This window comes from Paenibacillus cisolokensis (genome assembly GCF_050481165.1).
In the GTDB taxonomy this organism is placed as follows: Bacteria; Bacillota; Bacilli; order Paenibacillales; family Paenibacillaceae; genus Paenibacillus_AH; species Paenibacillus_AH cisolokensis.
The window spans coordinates 52,114-69,225 of record NZ_JBCNFP010000073.1 but is presented as its reverse complement, the minus strand read 5'-3'; the positions used below and the strand labels follow the sequence as shown (position 1 = coordinate 69,225).

General features: G+C 58.7%; 13 protein-coding genes. All 13 read right to left on the bottom strand.

Translation table 11 applies throughout. The features are described 5' to 3' along the window. Positions 1-87 precede the first annotated feature (87 nt). The gene (gene pnp, locus ABEV74_RS12695) at positions 88-2,187 is read right to left on the bottom strand and encodes a polyribonucleotide nucleotidyltransferase (protein ID WP_145977197.1); all 2,100 of its coding nucleotides are present in this window, start codon (positions 2,185-2,187) and stop codon (positions 88-90) included. A 174-nt stretch (positions 2,188-2,361) separates the two neighbouring features. Then, positions 2,362-2,631, bottom strand: coding sequence for a 30S ribosomal protein S15 (gene rpsO, locus ABEV74_RS12690; RefSeq protein WP_062492607.1), 270 nt, complete (start codon positions 2,629-2,631; stop codon positions 2,362-2,364). A gap of 195 nt (positions 2,632-2,826) precedes the next feature. After that, positions 2,827-3,795: a bifunctional riboflavin kinase/FAD synthetase gene (locus tag ABEV74_RS12685; RefSeq protein WP_430146518.1), complete on the bottom strand. Its 969-nt coding sequence runs from the start codon at positions 3,793-3,795 to the stop codon at positions 2,827-2,829. Positions 3,796-3,821: 26 nt separating this feature from the next. Further along, positions 3,822-4,754, bottom strand: a complete 933-nt coding sequence (gene truB, locus ABEV74_RS12680; protein WP_213527763.1) for a tRNA pseudouridine(55) synthase TruB — start codon at positions 4,752-4,754, stop codon at positions 3,822-3,824. After that, positions 4,754-5,743: a DHH family phosphoesterase gene (locus ABEV74_RS12675; protein WP_062492605.1), complete on the bottom strand. Its 990-nt coding sequence runs from the start codon at positions 5,741-5,743 to the stop codon at positions 4,754-4,756. Before ABEV74_RS12675 ends, truB begins: the two co-directional genes overlap by 1 nt. Further along, positions 5,740-6,096: a 30S ribosome-binding factor RbfA gene (gene rbfA / locus ABEV74_RS12670; protein ID WP_062492604.1), complete on the bottom strand. Its 357-nt coding sequence runs from the start codon at positions 6,094-6,096 to the stop codon at positions 5,740-5,742. Before rbfA ends, ABEV74_RS12675 begins: the two co-directional genes overlap by 4 nt. A gap of 7 nt (positions 6,097-6,103) precedes the next feature. Continuing rightward, positions 6,104-8,704 (bottom strand): translation initiation factor IF-2, encoded by a 2,601-nt coding sequence (gene infB / locus ABEV74_RS12665; RefSeq protein ID WP_430146439.1) that lies wholly within the window; start codon positions 8,702-8,704, stop codon positions 6,104-6,106. Beyond that, positions 8,697-9,020, bottom strand: coding sequence for a L7Ae/L30e/S12e/Gadd45 family ribosomal protein (locus ABEV74_RS12660; protein ID WP_062492603.1), 324 nt, complete (start codon positions 9,018-9,020; stop codon positions 8,697-8,699). Before ABEV74_RS12660 ends, infB begins: the two co-directional genes overlap by 8 nt. Further along, positions 9,013-9,324 (bottom strand): RNase P modulator RnpM, encoded by a 312-nt coding sequence (gene rnpM, locus ABEV74_RS12655; protein WP_062492602.1) that lies wholly within the window; start codon positions 9,322-9,324, stop codon positions 9,013-9,015. The genes ABEV74_RS12660 and rnpM overlap by 8 nt, the downstream gene beginning before the upstream one ends. Before the next feature lie 55 nt (positions 9,325-9,379). After that, positions 9,380-10,480 carry a transcription termination factor NusA gene (gene nusA / locus ABEV74_RS12650; RefSeq protein ID WP_062492601.1) on the bottom strand — a complete coding sequence of 367 codons (1,101 nt, stop codon included), beginning with the start codon at positions 10,478-10,480 and terminating at the stop codon, positions 9,380-9,382. A gap of 147 nt (positions 10,481-10,627) precedes the next feature. After that, positions 10,628-11,086: a ribosome maturation factor RimP gene (gene rimP, locus ABEV74_RS12645; protein ID WP_062492600.1), complete on the bottom strand. Its 459-nt coding sequence runs from the start codon at positions 11,084-11,086 to the stop codon at positions 10,628-10,630. Positions 11,087-11,249: 163 nt separating this feature from the next. Beyond that, positions 11,250-15,557: a PolC-type DNA polymerase III gene (locus tag ABEV74_RS12640; RefSeq protein ID WP_430146436.1), complete on the bottom strand. Its 4,308-nt coding sequence runs from the start codon at positions 15,555-15,557 to the stop codon at positions 11,250-11,252. A 104-nt stretch (positions 15,558-15,661) separates the two neighbouring features. After that, positions 15,662-17,110, bottom strand: a complete 1,449-nt coding sequence (proS, locus tag ABEV74_RS12635) for a proline--tRNA ligase (RefSeq protein WP_062492598.1) — start codon at positions 17,108-17,110, stop codon at positions 15,662-15,664. Positions 17,111-17,112: the final 2 nt, after the last annotated feature.

Sequence of the window (17,112 nt, the reverse complement as noted above, 5' to 3'; positions counted from 1 at the left end):
TTATGAGAGAAAACAAAAAAGAGACAGATCGACTCTGACTCTTTGTTCGTTTCATGCTTTATAGGCTGCGATCCGCCATGCGGCCGGCTATTTCGCCTGCACCTGTGAAGCCAGTACCGCCTTGCGGGACAAATTGATGCGCCCCAGCTGATCGATTTCCGTCACTTTTACCGTAACGATATCGCCGATTTTGACGACGTCCTCGACTTTGGCTACGCGCTCTGCAGCCAGCTGCGAAATGTGCACGAGCCCTTCCTTGTTCGGCAATATTTCGACGAATGCGCCGAACTTCTCGATGCGCTTGACGGTGCCTTCGTATATTTCGCCGACGACGACTTCCTTGACGATGCCTTCGATAATCTGTTTGGCGCGAAGGTTGGCCGCCTCGTCCGACGATGCGATATAAACCATACCGTCCTGCTCGATGTCGATTTTGACGCCGGTTTCCTCGATAATTTTGTTGATGATTTTGCCGCCCGCTCCGATAACGTCGCGGATTTTGTCCGGATTGATCTGCAGCGTGACGATCTTCGGCGCATACGGGGACAAGCTTTTGCGCGGCTCCTTGATCGCTTCCAGCATCTTGTCGAGAATGAACAACCGGCCTTCGCGCGCTTGCTCCAGCGCCTGCGACAGAATAGCCCGGTCGATGCCGTCGATTTTGATGTCCATCTGAATGGCCGTTACGCCGTTGGCTGTGCCCGCAACTTTGAAGTCCATATCACCCAGATGGTCTTCCATGCCCTGAATATCCGTCAGGATGGAGAATTGATCGCCGTCTTTAATCAATCCCATCGCAATGCCCGCAACCGGCGCCTTGATCGGAACGCCTGCGTCCATCATCGCCAGCGTGCTGGCGCAAATGCTCGCCTGGGACGTCGAGCCGTTCGACTCCAGCACCTCGGAAACGAGGCGGATCGTGTACGGAAATTCCGATTCCGGCGGAATGACCTTGGACAGCGCCCGTTCGCCCAGCGCTCCGTGTCCGATTTCCCGGCGGCCCGGCGCGCGCAGCGGACGCGCTTCACCTACGCTGAACGGCGGAAAATTGTAGTGATGCATGAACCGCTTCGATTCTTCCAGATCGATGCCGTCCAAAATTTGCACGTCGCCGAGCGCTCCGAGCGTGCAGATGCTGAGCGCCTGGGTTTGTCCACGCGTAAACAGGCCCGATCCGTGAGTGCGCGGCAGCAGCGCCGTATCGCATTCGATCGGACGGATTTCATTCAGCGCACGCCCGTCCGGCCGCACTTTGTCGTGCGTAATGAGACGGCGGACTTCTTCTTTGACGATATTGTGCAGCACTTCCTTGACGTCGGAAAGAAGCTCCGGCGTTTCGGCGTATACGGTTTCGAAATGGGCAACCGTTTCGTCGTTGATGGCGTCGATCGCATCCTGACGCGCCTGCTTCTCCGGAATCCGGATCGCTTCGATCAGACGCTCGGCGGCATACGCCCGAACGGCCGCATTCACTTCGGCATCCACCTGATGCAGCTGCACTTCCATCTTTTCCTTGCCGGCGAGACCGCGAAGCTCCTCGATGACGGCGACGATGTTTTTGATCTCCTCATGGCCGAACATAATCGCTTCGAGGATGACGTCTTCCGGCACTTCGTTCGCTTCGGCCTCGACCATCATGATCGCGTCCTTCGTACCGGCCACGACGACATAGATATCGCTCTTCGCTTCCTGCTCGACGGTCGGGTTAATGACGAACTGGCCGTCGACCCGCCCGACAATGACGCCGCCGATCGGACCGTTAAACGGTACGTCGGAAATCGTAAGCGCCGCTGACGTGCCGATCATGGCCGCGATTTCGGGGGAGCAGTCCTGGTCGACGCTCATGACGAGATCGACGATTTGCACCTCGTTGCGGAACCCTTCGGGAAAAAGCGGCCGAATCGGCCTGTCCGTCAGACGGCTGGCCAGTATCGCTTTCTCGCTCGGCCTTCCTTCCCGCTTGATAAAACCGCCGGGAATTTTGCCGACGGCATACAAGCGCTCCTCATAGTTGACGGTCAACGGAAAAAAATCAAGATTTTTCGGCTCCGACGACGCCGTTACGGTACAGAGCACGACGGTATCGCCATACCGCACCGTTACGGCCGCATTGGCCTGCTTGCCCAGTCTTCCCGTCTCCAGCACGAGCGGTCTGCCGGCCAGCGACATTTCTACGCGATGAACCAATAGTATCCCTCCTGTCACCAATCTTCATTTCGACATGTTGCCCGCAATTCCTTCCCGGGGCCTTCAAACAAATGCGCTTGAACGGAGAACGCACGATACCAAAAAGCAACCTGTCGCAGCAAGTCCGAAAAACTCCGGATTGCTGAACAATCAGGTTGCTTCTGAACGCACCGCTTATCGGCGAAGGCCGAGTTTCTCGATCAACGCGCTGTAACGCTGCACGTCTTTCTTTTTCAGATAAGCCAGCAGCTTGCGGCGCTGCCCGACCATCTTCAGCAGACCGCGGCGGGAATGGTGATCCTTCTTATGCTCCCGCAAATGCTCGGTCAAATTGGCGATGTTCTCCGTCAAAATGGCGATTTGCACTTCCGGAGACCCCGTGTCGTTCTCGTGGGTTTTGTGCTGTTCGATCAGTTCCTGTTTGCGTTCTTGCGTAATAGCCATATCGTTCACCTCCTTGATTCGATCGATCCCCGTCAGCCCAGTCGCCGCCGGTGAGCGCGCACGGCCAAGCCGAGGTTCGTTGCGCATTGCCGCCGAATGGCGATCTCATCCAACGGTACCGCGCAACGTTACCAAGTATACCACATTCGAAATGAAAAAGTAAATTGAAAAACCGCCATTTCGGGACAAGCCCTGTCAGCGGATGCGCGCATCCGCCGCTCCGGCGGCGTCTCTGGCCATAATGTCCCGCGCCGCAGCGGCGTCGGCGGCGATTTGGGCGGCCAGTTCGTCTACGGACGCGAACCGCTGCTCGGGCCGGATAAACTCATGGAAGCGGATCGCCATTTTCTTGCCGTACAAATCGCCGTTGAAATCGAGCAGATGCGCCTCCATGACGGGCTGAAAGCCGTCTTTGTTGAAGGTCGGCTTCATTCCGTTGTTTAACACGGCCGGGTAAGCGGTGCCTTCGATCTCCACCGTTACGGCGTAGACGCCGAGGCGGGGCGTCACATACGGGTCCGTCATGCCCAAGTTCGCAGTCGGAAAACCGATCGTCCGCCCCCGCTTGTCTCCGTGCACGACCGTGCCCCGCACTTCGTACGGCCGGCCGAGCAGCTCGGCGGCAAGACGGGCATCGCCTTCGGCCAGCGCGTCGCGCACCCGCGTGCTGCTGACTTTCCGCCCGTGAAGCCGAAGCGCCTCCATAATATCCGTATCGAAGCGGTCGCCGCCGAGCCGCCGCAGCTCTTCCGCCGTACCCGCTCCGCGGGTGCCGAACCGGAAATCGAAGCCGACGACCGCATGCTTTACGTTCAGTGGAACAAGCACTTCCCGGACGAACGCCTCGGGCGTAACCGCGGCAAACGTCAGGTCGAATTTCATCACATACAGCCGTTCGACGCCCAAAGCGGCAAACTGCTCGCGCTTCAGCTCGAGCGGCGTCAGGCAGGTGAAATACCGCTCGCCGCGGCCCAGCACTTCCTTCGGATGCGGATGAAACGTCATGACCGAAGCGGCAAGACCTTTCTCCTTGGCTGCCTCCACCGCCCGGAGTATGACGTTGCGATGGCCTTTATGAACGCCGTCGAAATGCCCGATCGCGAGCGAGATGCCCGCTTCGGACAGGCTTCCGTCCGGCGGAGGCGGATATTGAATCGATATCATTTCCACTTGCGATGCACCTGCAATTCTTACATAGATTCCGATTCATTCGGGAAGCCCGGCGCGAACACCTTGACCGGACGAAGCAGACGCGCGGCCTCCTCTCCCTTGAACAAGCCGATAAATGCGCCGCCCGCCGCATACAGGCGGACGGTCTCCCCGTCATCCGGATTCTCGGACAGGCGGCCGTACGGGACGGCGCGTCCCTGCGACGCCATGGCCGCCGTCTCGTCGCCAACGGAAATCCGTCTCAGATGGCCGACGGCGGCATCCGCCGGAATGAGCCGGTCGGCCAGCGTCCCTGCGGCTGCCAGCTCCTCGATCTGGTCGATAGTCAGGCAGTGCTCCGCCGTCAATCCGGCCGACATCGTCCGCGTCAACTGCGCCATGGCGGCCGGGACGCCGAGCGCCCGGCCGATATCGACGCAGAGCGTACGGATATACGTGCCCTTGGAGCATACGACGGTAAACGTGATGCGCGGATCGGGCCGCTCCAGATCGGATTCGCCCAGCTTCAGGTCGTAAATCGTCACTTTGCGCGGTTTGCGGTCGACCGATTTGCCTTCTCTCGCCAGCTCGTACAGACGCTTGCCTTCCACTTTGACCGCCGAATACATCGGCGGAATTTGCTCGATCTCGCCTCTGAAAGAAGCCAGAGCCGCTTCGATTTCCCCGCGCCCGATCCGCACTTCCGGCACACGAGCGACGACCTGCCCGGTAAGATCTTCCGTATCGGTGGCAATGCCGAGCTGCAAAACGGCTTCATAAGCTTTCGGCAATTCCTGCAAATATTCGACAACTCGCGTCGCCCGGCCGACGCAAAGCGGCAGCACGCCCGTTACTTGCGGGTCCAGCGTGCCGGCATGCCCGATGCGCTTGACGCGGATGATGCGTCTGACCTTGGCGACGACATCGTGCGATGTCCAGCCGGCCGGCTTCCAAACTGCCAGTACGCCGTCCATCAGTTCATCGCCTCTTCAATCGTGCGGATGACACGCGCCATCGCTTCTTCAAGCGGACCGTCAACCCGGCAGCCTGCGGCGCGGACATGTCCGCCGCCGCCGTACATCTGGGCAATGGCAGACACGTCGACCGTCCCCGCCGAGCGGAGGCTTGCCTTGACCGAGCCGTCCTTCATTTCCTTGAACAGAATGCCGACTTCGACGCCGTCGACATTGCGGGCGTAATGGACAAGCCCTTCCAGATCTTCCGGCTCCGCTCCCGTCTCCGCCATATCGTTCGCTACGATATAGAGCCATCCGATCCGGCCGTCGGGCGTGAACGTCAAGCGGTTCAGCCCCCGCTGCAGCAGCTTGATCTGCGGCATCGACATCCGCTCCAGCAGCCGGTCGGCGATCTGGTGGGCGGGAGCGCCTGCGGCCAGCAGCTGCGACGCGATATTCATGACGCGCGGGCTTGTGTTCGAATACCGGAAGCCGCCGGTATCGGTCAGCAGCCCCGTATATAACACGGTAGCCGCTTCGGAATCGAGCGGCAAGCCGGCATATTCGATCAGCTCGAACAAAATTTCGGCCGTCGCCGCCGCATTCGGGCGGATCAGATTGACCGTTCCGAATGCGTCGTTCGTCGGATGATGGTCGATGTTGAGCAGCTTCGCATCTTCCGCGAAGCAGCCTGCGGACAGGCCGATCCGGCGAAAATCGGCACAGTCGACGGCGACGACGCGATCGAACTTGCGTTGCGGAGGCGAAAGCTTGAAGCTGGCGATGGCGTCAAACCCGGGAAGAAATCCGAGACGCGCGGGAATGTCCCCTTCGTTCAGCAGCGTGACGCGCTTGCCGAGCTTGCGCAGCAGCCATCCGGCAGCCAGCGTCGAACTGATCGCGTCCCCGTCGGGCTGAACATGGGAGACGACCAGATAGTCGTCCCCGCTGCGCAAAAACGCCATCGCTTCGTCAAAGCTGCGTTCGGATTCGAGCGCTGCCGTCATCGGCTATCGCTTCCGCTGTTGATTTCGTTCAGAAGCGCTTCGATGCGGCTCCCGTACTCGATGCTGCTGTCCAACTTGAACAGCAGCTCCGGCGTAAGGCGCAGCCTGATCCGCTTGCCGAGCTCGGAGCGGATGAAGCCGCTCGCCCGGCCCAGCGCCTTCAGCGTCTCTTCCTTCTGCTCGTCGGAACCGAGCACGCTCAAATATACGCGAGCCTGGGACAGATCGTTGGTGACGTCAACGCCCGTCACCGTAATGAAGCCGATGCGCGGATCTTTCAGCTCGTTCTGAATAATTTGGCTCATTTCCTTCTTGATCTGCTCGCCTACCCGGCCAACCCGAATTTTTGCCATCCGTCCATCACCTCTCTACCGATTCCATAACGAAGGCTTCGAGGATGTCACCTTCTTTAATATCGTTGAATTTCTCCAGCGTAATACCGCACTCGAAGCCTTGCGTAACTTCCTTGGCGTCGTCCTTGAACCGTTTCAAGGAATCGATCCTGCCCTGATATACGACGACGCCGTCGCGAATAACCCGCACTTCCGCGTTCCGGGCCACTTTGCCCGAGGTGACCATACAGCCCGCGATCGTGCCGACTTTGCTGACCTTGAAAATGTTGCGCACCTCGGCGTGGCCGATAATGTTCTCTTTGAATACCGGATCGAGCATTCCTTTCATCGCCTGCTCGATTTCCTCGATGACATTGTAGATGATGTTGTGCAGGCGGATGTCGACCTTCTCCTGCTCGGCCGTCGCATTGGCCTGCGGCTCCGGTCGGACGTTGAAGCCGATGACGATCGCATTGGAAGCCGACGCGAGAATAATATCCGATTCGGTAATCGCCCCGACGCCGCTGTGCAAAATTTTGACGCGCACGCCTTCGATGTCGATTTTCTCGAGCGCGCCTTTCAGCGCTTCCGCCGATCCCTGAACATCGGCTTTGATGATGACGTTCAGGTCTTTGATCTCGCCTTCTTTAATATGCTTGTACAAATCGTCGAGCGTGACGCGCGTCGTCGCCCCGAGCTCGCTCTGCCGAGCCTTGATGGCGCGGGTTTCGGCGATCTGGCGCGCCTTGCGCTCGTCCTCGAAGCAGATGAACGGATCGCCTGCGAGCGGAACGCCGCTCAGACCGGTAATTTCGACGGGCGTGGACGGCCCCGCATCCTTCAGCCGACGGCCCTTGTCGTTCATCATCGCCCGAATCCGGCCGAAGCAGTTGCCCGCGACGATGGCGTCGCCGACCTTCAGCGTGCCGTTCTGTACGAGTATGCGCGCAACCGGTCCTTTGCCCTTGTCCAGCTCGGCTTCGATGACCGTTCCGCGCGCCCGCTTGTTCGGATTCGCCTTGTAGTCGTTCACTTCCGCAACGAGCAAAATCATCTCCAGCAGCTCTTCAAGGCCGGTCCGCTGTTTCGCGGAAACGTTGACGAAGATCGTATCGCCACCCCACTCTTCCGGCACGAGCTCGTATTCGGTCAGCTCCTGCTTGACCTTGTCGGGGTTGGCTTCCGGCTTGTCGATTTTGTTGACGGCAACGATAATCGGCACGTTCGCCGCCTTCGCGTGGTTGATCGCCTCGACCGTCTGCGGCATGACGCCGTCGTCGGCGGCCACGACGATTACGGTAATATCGGTCACTTGCGCGCCGCGCGCCCGCATCATCGTAAACGCCTCGTGACCCGGCGTATCGAGGAACGTAATTTTTTTCTGGTTGATCTCGACCTGGTATGCGCCGATATGCTGGGTAATGCCGCCCGCTTCGCCGCTCGTCACGTTCGTATGGCGAATGGCGTCAAGCAGCGTCGTCTTGCCGTGGTCGACGTGTCCCATAATCGTCACGACCGGAGGACGGGGCACCAGATCCGCTTCGTCGTCCTTCTCTTCGAATGTCTCGAACTGGTCTTCCTCCACCGGTATTTTGATTTCAACCTCGACATTGTAATCATCAGCAACAAGCTGAATCGTGTCGAGATCGATCTCCTGGTTGATCGTGGCCATAACGCCGAGGAACATCAGCTTTTTGATGACTTCGGAAGCGTCCTTGTGCAGCAGTTTGGCCAAATCGCCGACGGTCATCGTGCCGCGCACGATAATTTTCTTCGGCGTGTTGTCGATTTTCTCCCGGCGTTCCGTCTGTTGGCCGCCGCGGCCGCGCTGATTTTTGCCGCCGCGGCCGCTGCGAAAGTTGCTGACCTTGGCGTCGTCGAACCGTTTCGGATTCGATTTCGATTTCCGGTTCCGGCCTGCGCCGTTGTCACGGGCGAAGTCGGCTTCGCTGCGCACGCTCGGGACTGGCGCCGGGCGGGAATCGGACGCGCGCCCCTGACCGCTGCGGCCGTTGTCCTGACGCGCCGGAGCCGGGCGTCCGGCCGATTGGCCGCCTTGCCCGTTGCGGGGGCCGCCTTGTCCCTGACCGCCGCGCTGGCCGCCGGGGCGGGAGCCGCCGCCCTGTCCTTTCGGGCCTGCTCCCTGACCTTGGCCGCCTTGACCCGAACGCTGTCCCTGACCGTTCTGCCGCTGTCCCTGCTGCTTCTGCTGCCCGTTTCCTTGACCGCCCTGGCGGTTCCCTTGCTGACTTTGACGTTGCGACGATTGCTGATTCGGTTTCGTATTCGTATTAATAGAATTCATGGTCCCCTGTCTGTCCTGAGCTTGAGATTTGTTCGTCTGCGGGCGCTGTTCGCCCGACCCCGCCGTCTGCTGCGTCTTGCCGTCGTGACCGGATAAAGAGGCTTCCTGCGCCCGCTTCGCCGCCGCATTGGCTTTAATGTCGCGGAAAAAGCCCTCCACCTTAGCCACCATATCGTTTTCCATTACGCTCATATGATTGTTTACGGGCAAGTTGAGCCGTTTCAGAATGGTAATAATTTCTTTGCTGCTCATATTTAACGATTTGGCATATTCGTAGACGCGCAATTTATCTTTGTTTTCCTTGTTGTCCTGTGCTTTAGTCAATATACTCCACCTCCGATTGTAAGGTCAGTTGACTTCCGATAAGCTTCGCGAATCCTTCGTCGAGCACCGCCACGACGACCCGCTCGCCCTTGCCGACCGCCTGGCCGAGCTCGAACCGGCTGAAGGCCTCCGCGATCGGAACGCCATAAAACTCGCATTTGTCGCGAAATTTCTTCTTCGTATTGTCCGAAGCGTCGGCGGACACGATAACGAGCCGGGCGTTTCCCTGGCGAACCGCTCGCAGAACGGTGTCGTCCCCGGTCGCCAGCTTGCCCGCCCGCATCGCCATGCCGAGCCGGGCAAGCCCTTTATTCATCGTCAGCCTCCCGCTCCTTCCCCGCGAGAAATTCGTCTTCCACCGCGATAAATTCGCGTTCGAGCTGATCGTAGATGTCCGCTCCCACCGGATGCTTCAAGGCGCGGTCGAGCGCCTTCGTTTTTTTGGCCAGTCTGAAGCAGTCTACCTTTCCGCATAAATAAGCGCCCCGGCCCGACTTTTTGCCGGTCAGATCGATCGACACTTCCCCGGAGGGCGAGCGCACGATGCGGATCAATTCCTTTTTCGGCATCATTTCCTGGCAGGCTACGCATTTGCGCAGCGGAATTTTTCTCGTTCTCATCGCCGCACCTCCAAAATTTTCGAAACCAATACCGCTTCGTTCGTACGGATTCGCTTTAATCGATCGTTACCGAATCCTGATGCATCGTTTCCGCTGTCACCGATTTCGGACGGCCGTATTCCTGTTCCGCCTGCGTTTCGCTCTTAATGTCGATTTTCCAGCCGGTCAGCTTGGCCGCAAGCCGGGCATTCTGACCCTTGATGCCGATAGCAAGCGAAAGCTGGTAGTCCGGCACGATGACGCGGGCCATTTTCTCCTGCTCGTAGACGATCACTTCCAGCACCTTCGACGGGCTCAGCGCGTTCGCCACATACTCTTCCACGCTTTCCGACCAGCGGACGATGTCGATTTTTTCGCCCTTCAGCTCGTTTACGATCGTCTGGACGCGCATCCCTTTCTGACCGACGCAGGAACCGACCGGATCGACCTCGGGGTTGCGCGAATAGACCGCGATTTTCGAGCGGAATCCCGCTTCGCGGGCAACCGAGCGGATTTCGACGACGCCGTCGTAAATTTCCGGCACTTCCAGCTCGAACAGACGCTTGAGCAGTCCCGGATGCGTACGCGACAGAATGATTTGCGGACCCTTCGTCGTATTCTCGACTTTGGTTATATATGATTTCACGCGATCGCCATGTTTGAACTTGTCGGTCGGCATCAGCTCGGTAAGCGGCAGCACCGCCTCCACCTTGCCCAGATCGACGTACAGGTTGCGGGCGTCCTGCCGCTGCACGATGCCGTTGACGATGTCCTCTTCCTTGTCGATAAACGCATTGTAAATCAATCCGCGCTCCGCCTCGCGGATGCGCTGGGTGACGACCTGCTTCGCCGTCTGCGCGGCGATCCGCCCGAAGTCGCGCGGCGTCACTTCGATTTCGGCGATATCGTCAAGCTGGTAATGCGGGTTGATTTCGCGGGCCGCCTCGATAGAAATTTCCAGACGAGGATCGAGCACTTCGTCGACCACCGTCTTGCGGGCATAGACTTTGATCACGCCGGTGTGGCGGTTGATATCGACGCGTACGTTCTGCGCCGTATTAAAATTTCGTTTGTAGCTGGATATGAGCGCAGCCTCGATCGCATCGATCAGCACATCTTTGGCAATGCCCTTTTCACGTTCGATTTCCGCCAGCGCTTCGATAAAATCCATGCTCATCTGAATTCAATTCCTCCTTTCAGTTATCGGAAGCCTCCGGCGCAGCCGTTCGATGGCGAGCGGCCGCGTCCGAAGGCGGGTTATATCGCCAATCGGCCGAGTCGTTCGTCTCGCTTGCTTCCGCAGTGCTTGCCGCGTCCTGCGCGATCAAAAGACGATCGCGAGACGGGCGCTTGCAACCTTGGCGTACGGAATGGCGTGGCTTCGACCGCCAACCCGGACGACGACCGTATCGCCGTCGAACGATTCGAGCGTTCCTTCGAATTCTTTCAGGCCGTTCACCGGCTCGTACGTCGTGACGAACACATGCTTGCCGACGGCCTTGCGGACGTCATCGGGCTTTTTGAGCGGACGTTCGGCGCCGGGCGAAGACACTTCCAGAAAATAAGCGCCCGCAATCGGATCGGACTCGTCCAGCTTCGCGCTCAAGTATTCGCTGATCCGCCCGCACTCGTCGATATCGATACCGCCTTCTTTGTCGACAAACAGACGCAGGAACCAGTTGCCCCCTTCTTTGACGTATTCGATATCGACCAGTTCGAATCCGTGAGCGTCCAGATAAGGGCGTGCCATCTCTTCCACGATGGTTGTAACCTTTGTGCTCAAATGTTGCGACCTCCCGAAATGGACATGCAAATTTAGCGTGACAAAACGTAAAGAGTGGGTTTCCCCACTCTTCTCGCACGTTAGTCCCTATCCACATCATTGCCAGAAAAATTATATCATAACCGTTTCATAGTGACAAGAAATCTTTTCATCCATGATGCCGTCAGAAGAGCGAAAGCTGGTTCGATTCGGGAAGCCCGCGGAAACAGCCCATCGCCGCGAGCATTTCGACGATCGTCTTGCTTACCTTCGCCTTTTGCTGAAAATCTTCGATCGAGAGAAACTCGCCTTGCTCCCGCGCCGCCGCGATATTGCGGGCCGCGTTTTCCCCGATGCCGGCGATGGCCGAGAACGGCGGGATGAGCGAATCGCCGTCGATCAGGAAACGGGTCGCATGCGAGCGGTACAGGTCGATCGGCTTGAACGAGAAGCCGCGCGCGGTCATCTCGAGCGCCATCTCCAGAATGGAAATCATGCTCTTCTCCTTCGTCGTGGCGCTGAAGCCTTTCTCCTCGATTTCGATCAGCCTGCGCAGGATGGCGTCGTATCCCTGGCAAAGCAGATCCAGATCGAAATCCTCGGCGCGAACCGAGAAATAGGTGGCGTAGAAAGCGATCGGATGATAGAGCTTGAAGTAGGCGGTGCGCACCGCCGAGATGACGTACGCCGCGGCATGGGCTTTCGGAAACATGTACTCGATTTTCAGGCATGAATCGATATACCATTGCGGCACGTTGCACCGCTTCATCTCCTCGATCCACTCCGGCGTAAGGCCCCGGCCTTTCCGCACGCTTTCGGTAATTTTGAAGGCGAGGCTGGCGTCCATTCCCGCTTTGTAAATAAGATACAGCATAATGTCATCGCGGCAGCCGATTACCGTCTTGATGTTGCAGGTGCCGTTCTTGATCAGCTCCTGCGCGTTGCCGAGCCAGACGCCGGTGCCGTGGGACAGCCCGGAAATTTGCAGCAGGTCCGCGAAGGAGGACGGCTGCGTCTCATGCAGCATCTGGCGGACGAATTTGGTGCCCATCTCCGGCACGCCGTACGTCGCCACGGGCGTCCGGATCTGTTCCGGCGTTACGCCGAGCGCCTCCGTCGAGTTGAACAGGCTCATCACTTTCGGATCGTTCATCGGAATCGTCGTCGGATCGACGCCGGTCAAATCCTGAAGCATCCGCATCATCGTCGGATCGTCGTGGCCGAGAATGTCCAGCTTGAGCAAATTGGTTTCGAAAGCGTGGTAATCGAAATGCGTCGTCTTCCATTCCGAGCTCGTATCGTCGGCCGGATATTGCACCGGTGTCACGTCCTCCACCTCGATATAATCCGGGACGACGACGATGCCGCCGGGGTGCTGGCCGGTGCTGCGCTTGACGCCCGTACAGCCTGCGGCCAGCCGCGACAGCTCGGCGCCGCGCCACTTCTTGCCGTGATCCTCTTCGTACTTTTTGGCGAAGCCGAACGCCGTCTTCTCCGCCACCGTGCCGATCGTGCCGGCCCGGAACACCTGCTTCTCGCCGAACAGCACCTTCGTATAGTTGTGCGCGTGCGGCTGGTATTCGCCGGAGAAGTTGAGGTCGATATCCGGAACCTTGTCGCCTTTGAAGCCGAGGAACGTTTCGAACGGAATGTCCTGTCCCTCGCCCTTCATGACGCCGCCGCACTTGGGACAATCCTTGTCGGGCAGATCGAAGCCGCTCGGCACGCTGCCGTCCAGAAACCATTCGCTGTGGCGGCACGATTCGTTCCGGCACAAGTAGTGGGCCGGCAACGGATTGACCTCGGAAATGCCGAGAAACGTCGCGACGACCGAAGAGCCGACCGATCCCCGGGAACCGACCAGATAGCCGTCCTCATTCGACTTTTTGACAAGCCGCTCCGAAATGAGATAGTTGGCGGAAAAACCGTATTTGATAATCGGAACAAGTTCTTTTTCCAGCCGCTGCACGACGACTTCGGGCAGCGGATCGCCGTACATTCGCCGGGCCGTGGCGTAGCATTTCTCGCGAATTTCCTCGTCGGCCCCTTCGATAATCGGCGTAAACAGATCCGGCGGGAACATCTCGAACGGTTCGAACCGTTCAACCAGCTCGTTCGTATTTTTCACGACGATCTCGTAAGCCTTCTCCTCGCCGAGAAACTGAAATTCGGCCAGCATTTCCTTCGTCGTCCGGAAATGGGCGTCCGGCTTGCGCATTTCCTTCAGCGGGCTGAAGCCGGTAATGCCGTGAATCGTAATGTCGCGGAACAGCTTGTCGCGCGGGTGCAAATAGTGAACGTTGCCGGTAGCCACGACCGGCTTGCCGAGCTTCTCGCCGATCCGGCAAATCGTGCGCAGCGCCTGCTCGATTTCGGCGCGGCTGCCGACTAGCCCCTTCTCGACGAGGTGCATGTAGAAATCGAGCGGCTGCACTTCCAGCACATCGTAAAATTGCGCCACTTCCTCCGCTTCCTCGACCGTCTTGTTCAGCACCGTTTCGAAAAACTCGCCCTTCTCGCAGCCCGACATGACGAGCAAACCTTCGCGCAGCTCGACAAGCTTGCTTTTCGGAATGCATGCCACCCGATTGAAATATTCCGTATGCGACAGCGATACGAGCTTGAACAAATTTTTCTTCCCGGTCGCGTTCAGCGCATAGATGCCGCAGTGGAACGGACGGCTGTTGGACAAATCGAGACCGACGTAGTCGTTGAGCTGGTCCAGATATGTAACGTTCCGTTCCGCCGCGTCGCCGATCAAACCGTACAGGATGCCTCCGAGCGCGATGGAGTCGTCGATTGCGCGGTGATGGTTTTCAAGGCTTACTTTATATTTGTCGGCAAGCGTATTGAGCCGGTGGTTTTTCATGCCCGGATGCAGAAAACGCGCCAGCTCCAGCGTATCCAGCACCGGATTGCCGAGCTCCGGCAGACCGATCGATTTGCATGCCGCCTGAATGAAGCCGATATCGAACCGGGCGTTGTGCGCGACAAGCACCGCATCGCCGACGAATTCGACGAATTCGCGCAGCTTCGGCTCGAGCTCCGGCGCATCCTTTACCATATCGTCGCTGATGTTGGTCAGCTGCTGGATATGGTACGGTATTTTTTCGTGCGGGTTGATAAAGGTCGAGAAGCGTCCGATTTCCCGCCCTTCCCGCATTTTGACACCGGCCAGCTCGATAATTTTGTTGTTCACGACGGAAAGGCCGGTCGTTTCGATGTCGAATACGACATATTCGGCCGTCGCAAGCGCCTCCCGCCGGGGGTTGATGACCATCGGCACGGCGTCGTTGACGACGTTCGCCTCCATCCCGAACAGGACGTTGAGGCCGTGCTTTTTGGCCGCCTTGTAGGCTTCGGGATAGATCTGCACATTGGCGTGATCGGTAATGGCGATCGCCTTGTGCCCCCATTTGACCGCGGTTTTGATATACGCATCGATCGGCGTCACGGCGTCCATCGTGCTCATCGTCGTATGGAGATGAAACTCGACCCGCTTCTCCTCGGCGTCGTCCTGCCGTTCGGGGGGCGGGGTAATCTCGTGCAGGTCGTTCGGCATCATGACAAGCTCGGGCTCCTGCATGAAGCGGTCGTATTCGACCCGGCCGCGCGCCTTCACCCATTTGCCGTTGGCCAGCCGGCTCAGCACCTTGACGTCTTCCTTCGTTTTCGCGAACATTTTCATCGCGATCGAATCGGTAAAGTCGGTGACGTTGAACGTGAACAGCGTGCTGCCGTTGCGCAGCTCCTTCACCTCCAGGCCGAACACCGAACCTTGCACCGTTATTTTCTTCTCTTCCTCGCGAATGTTCATCAGCGGCACCGGCTCGTCGCGAATCTCGTAGCCGACCTGCAGCCGGACGTCACCTTCGTCCTCCGGCGGCGGTGCCTCCTGCACGCTCGCCATAATTTGCTGCACCGCTTCCCGTTCTTCCTGCTCGATCTGCTGCGCAAACCGTTCGTATGCCTCCTGACGGGAAGAACCGACAGCCAGCTTGACGCGGTACGTGCGGGCGAACAGCCGCTCGTAGAAACGAACGACCGCTTCGTCGATTTTTTTCTTGCGGGCAAGTTCGAGGCCGGTTTCGTCGAGCAGCGTAACGGTCAGCAAATCGCCGTCGGCGTCCAACCCGGCGCGGGCGAGCCAGCCGTTGACCGAAACCATCTCGCGCTGCGCGTATTCGACGAACAGCTCCCAATACTGCAGCGCGATGTCCTGCGGCTTCACCTCGTCGTCATACAGAAAAACGAACGAAACGTCGGCGATATGCGCGAATTTCTCCTTCACCGTGCGGCAGAACGCCACAAACGCCGGCGAAGGCACGAGCGACGTTTTGCGGATGCAGAACGTCCACTCCCGGTTCGTTTGGCTGACGATCACTTTGTCGATATAGCCGTCCGCAAAATAAGCGTCAATCAAATCGTTCGGCAGCTCCGCCTGCTTCATGAGCAGCTCGAAGCGGTGCCGCTTGTCTCCGGTTTGGCTCATGTTCCCCTCCCATGCGAAAAGGCCGATTCTGGCTTTACGTTCACAGCTCTCCCCGCAATGTGAATCCAGAACCGGCCTTTCATGCTATTCCCGTATGATTGCGGTCAATACGCCCGCGCGAACACGACCGTATGTGCGGCAGGCTCGCCGCAAACCAGACAACGGTCCTTGACGGCGACCGGCTCGAACGGAATGTTGCGGCTCGTCGCCCCGGTCTCTTCCTTCACCTGATGCTCGCACGCGTCCGAGCCGCACCAGCCCGCGTTGACGAACCCCCGCTTTTCTTCCAGAAAAGCCTTCATTTCATCCAATGTATCGACGGTTATGAAATTTTCGTCGCGGAACGCCTTCGCTTTCTCGTACATTTCGCGCTGGATTTCGTCCAGCATCCGGGCCACTTCCCGTACGAGGTCCGACTGCGGGACGATTCGCTTCTCGCCGGAGATGCGCGAGACGAGAACGGCTTGTCCGTTTTCCATATCGCGCGGTCCGAGCTCCAGCCGAAGCGGGACGCCGCGCATCTCGTACTCGTTGAATTTCCAGCCGGGGCTCAGATCGGCGCGGTCGTCGACGCGCACCCGGACGCCGGCCGCTTTCAGCTCGGCGTACAGCTCGTCTACCCGGGCTATGACCTGCTCCCTCGTCTTCGGCGGACCGATCGGGATCATGATCACCTGCGTCGGCGCCACCTTCGGCGGCAGCGCCAGCCCGCGGTCGTCGCCGTGCACCATAATGAGCGCGCCGATCAGCCTCGTGCTGACTCCCCATGACGTCGTATGCGCATATTGCTGCTTGTTCTCCCGGTCCAGATACTTGATGTCGAAAGCGGCAGCGAAGTTCGTGCCCAAATAGTGGGACGTGCCGGCCTGCACGGCGCGGCCGTCTTTCATCATCGCCTCGATCGAGAACGTATCCACCGCGCCGGCGAATTTCTCGGAAGGCGTCTTCTGGCCCCCGATGACCGGAATCGCCAGAAACTCTTCCACAAACGAGCGGTACACCTCCAGCATCCGCATCGTTTCCTCGCGCGCTTCCGCTTCCGTCTCATGCGCGGTATGCCCTTCCTGCCATAGAAACTCGCTCGTCCGCAAAAACGGCAGCGTCCGTTTCTCCCAGCGCACGACGTTCGCCCACTGGTTGATCAAGAGAGGCAGGTCGCGGTACGACTGAATCCATTTGGCGTACATATGGCCGATCATCGTCTCGGACGTCGGGCGGATGGCCAGACGCTCCTCCAGCTTCTCGCCTCCCGCTTCCGTCACCCAGGGCAGCTCGGGATTGAAGCCCTCGACATGCTCTTTCTCCTTCTGAAAGAAGCTTTCCGGAATGAACAGCGGGAAGTAGGCGTTGCGGTGCCCCGTTTCCTTGAACCGGCGGTCCAGCTCGCGCTGGATGTTCTCCCAAAGCTCGTAGCCTTCGGGGCGAAACACGATGCAGCCCCGCACGGGCGAGTAGTCCATCAGCTCGGCCTTGCGGATGACATCGATGTACCAGCGGGAAAAATCTTCGCCTTGCGGCGTAATTTCCGTCACGAATTGTTTCTCTTTCGACATAT

Bases quoted from the DNA above. Each gene is read 5' to 3' on its own strand.
- rpsO (WP_062492607.1), bottom strand. From the start codon at position 2,631: ATGGCTATTACGCAAGAACGCAAACAGGAACTGATCGAACAGCACAAA.
- ABEV74_RS12685 (WP_430146518.1), bottom strand. From the start codon at position 3,795: ATGATATCGATTCAATATCCGCCTCCGCCGGACGGAAGCCTGTCCGAA.
- truB (WP_213527763.1), bottom strand. From the start codon at position 4,754: ATGGACGGCGTACTGGCAGTTTGGAAGCCGGCCGGCTGGACATCGCAC.
- ABEV74_RS12675 (WP_062492605.1), bottom strand. From the start codon at position 5,743: ATGACGGCAGCGCTCGAATCCGAACGCAGCTTTGACGAAGCGATGGCG.
- rbfA (WP_062492604.1), bottom strand. From the start codon at position 6,096: ATGGCAAAAATTCGGGTTGGCCGGGTAGGCGAGCAGATCAAGAAGGAA.
- ABEV74_RS12660 (WP_062492603.1), bottom strand. From the start codon at position 9,020: ATGAATAAAGGGCTTGCCCGGCTCGGCATGGCGATGCGGGCGGGCAAG.
- rnpM (WP_062492602.1), bottom strand. From the start codon at position 9,324: ATGAGAACGAGAAAAATTCCGCTGCGCAAATGCGTAGCCTGCCAGGAA.
- nusA (WP_062492601.1), bottom strand. From the start codon at position 10,480: ATGAGCATGGATTTTATCGAAGCGCTGGCGGAAATCGAACGTGAAAAG.
- ABEV74_RS12640 (WP_430146436.1), bottom strand. From the start codon at position 15,557: ATGAGCCAAACCGGAGACAAGCGGCACCGCTTCGAGCTGCTCATGAAG.
- proS (WP_062492598.1), bottom strand. From the start codon at position 17,110: ATGTCGAAAGAGAAACAATTCGTGACGGAAATTACGCCGCAAGGCGAA.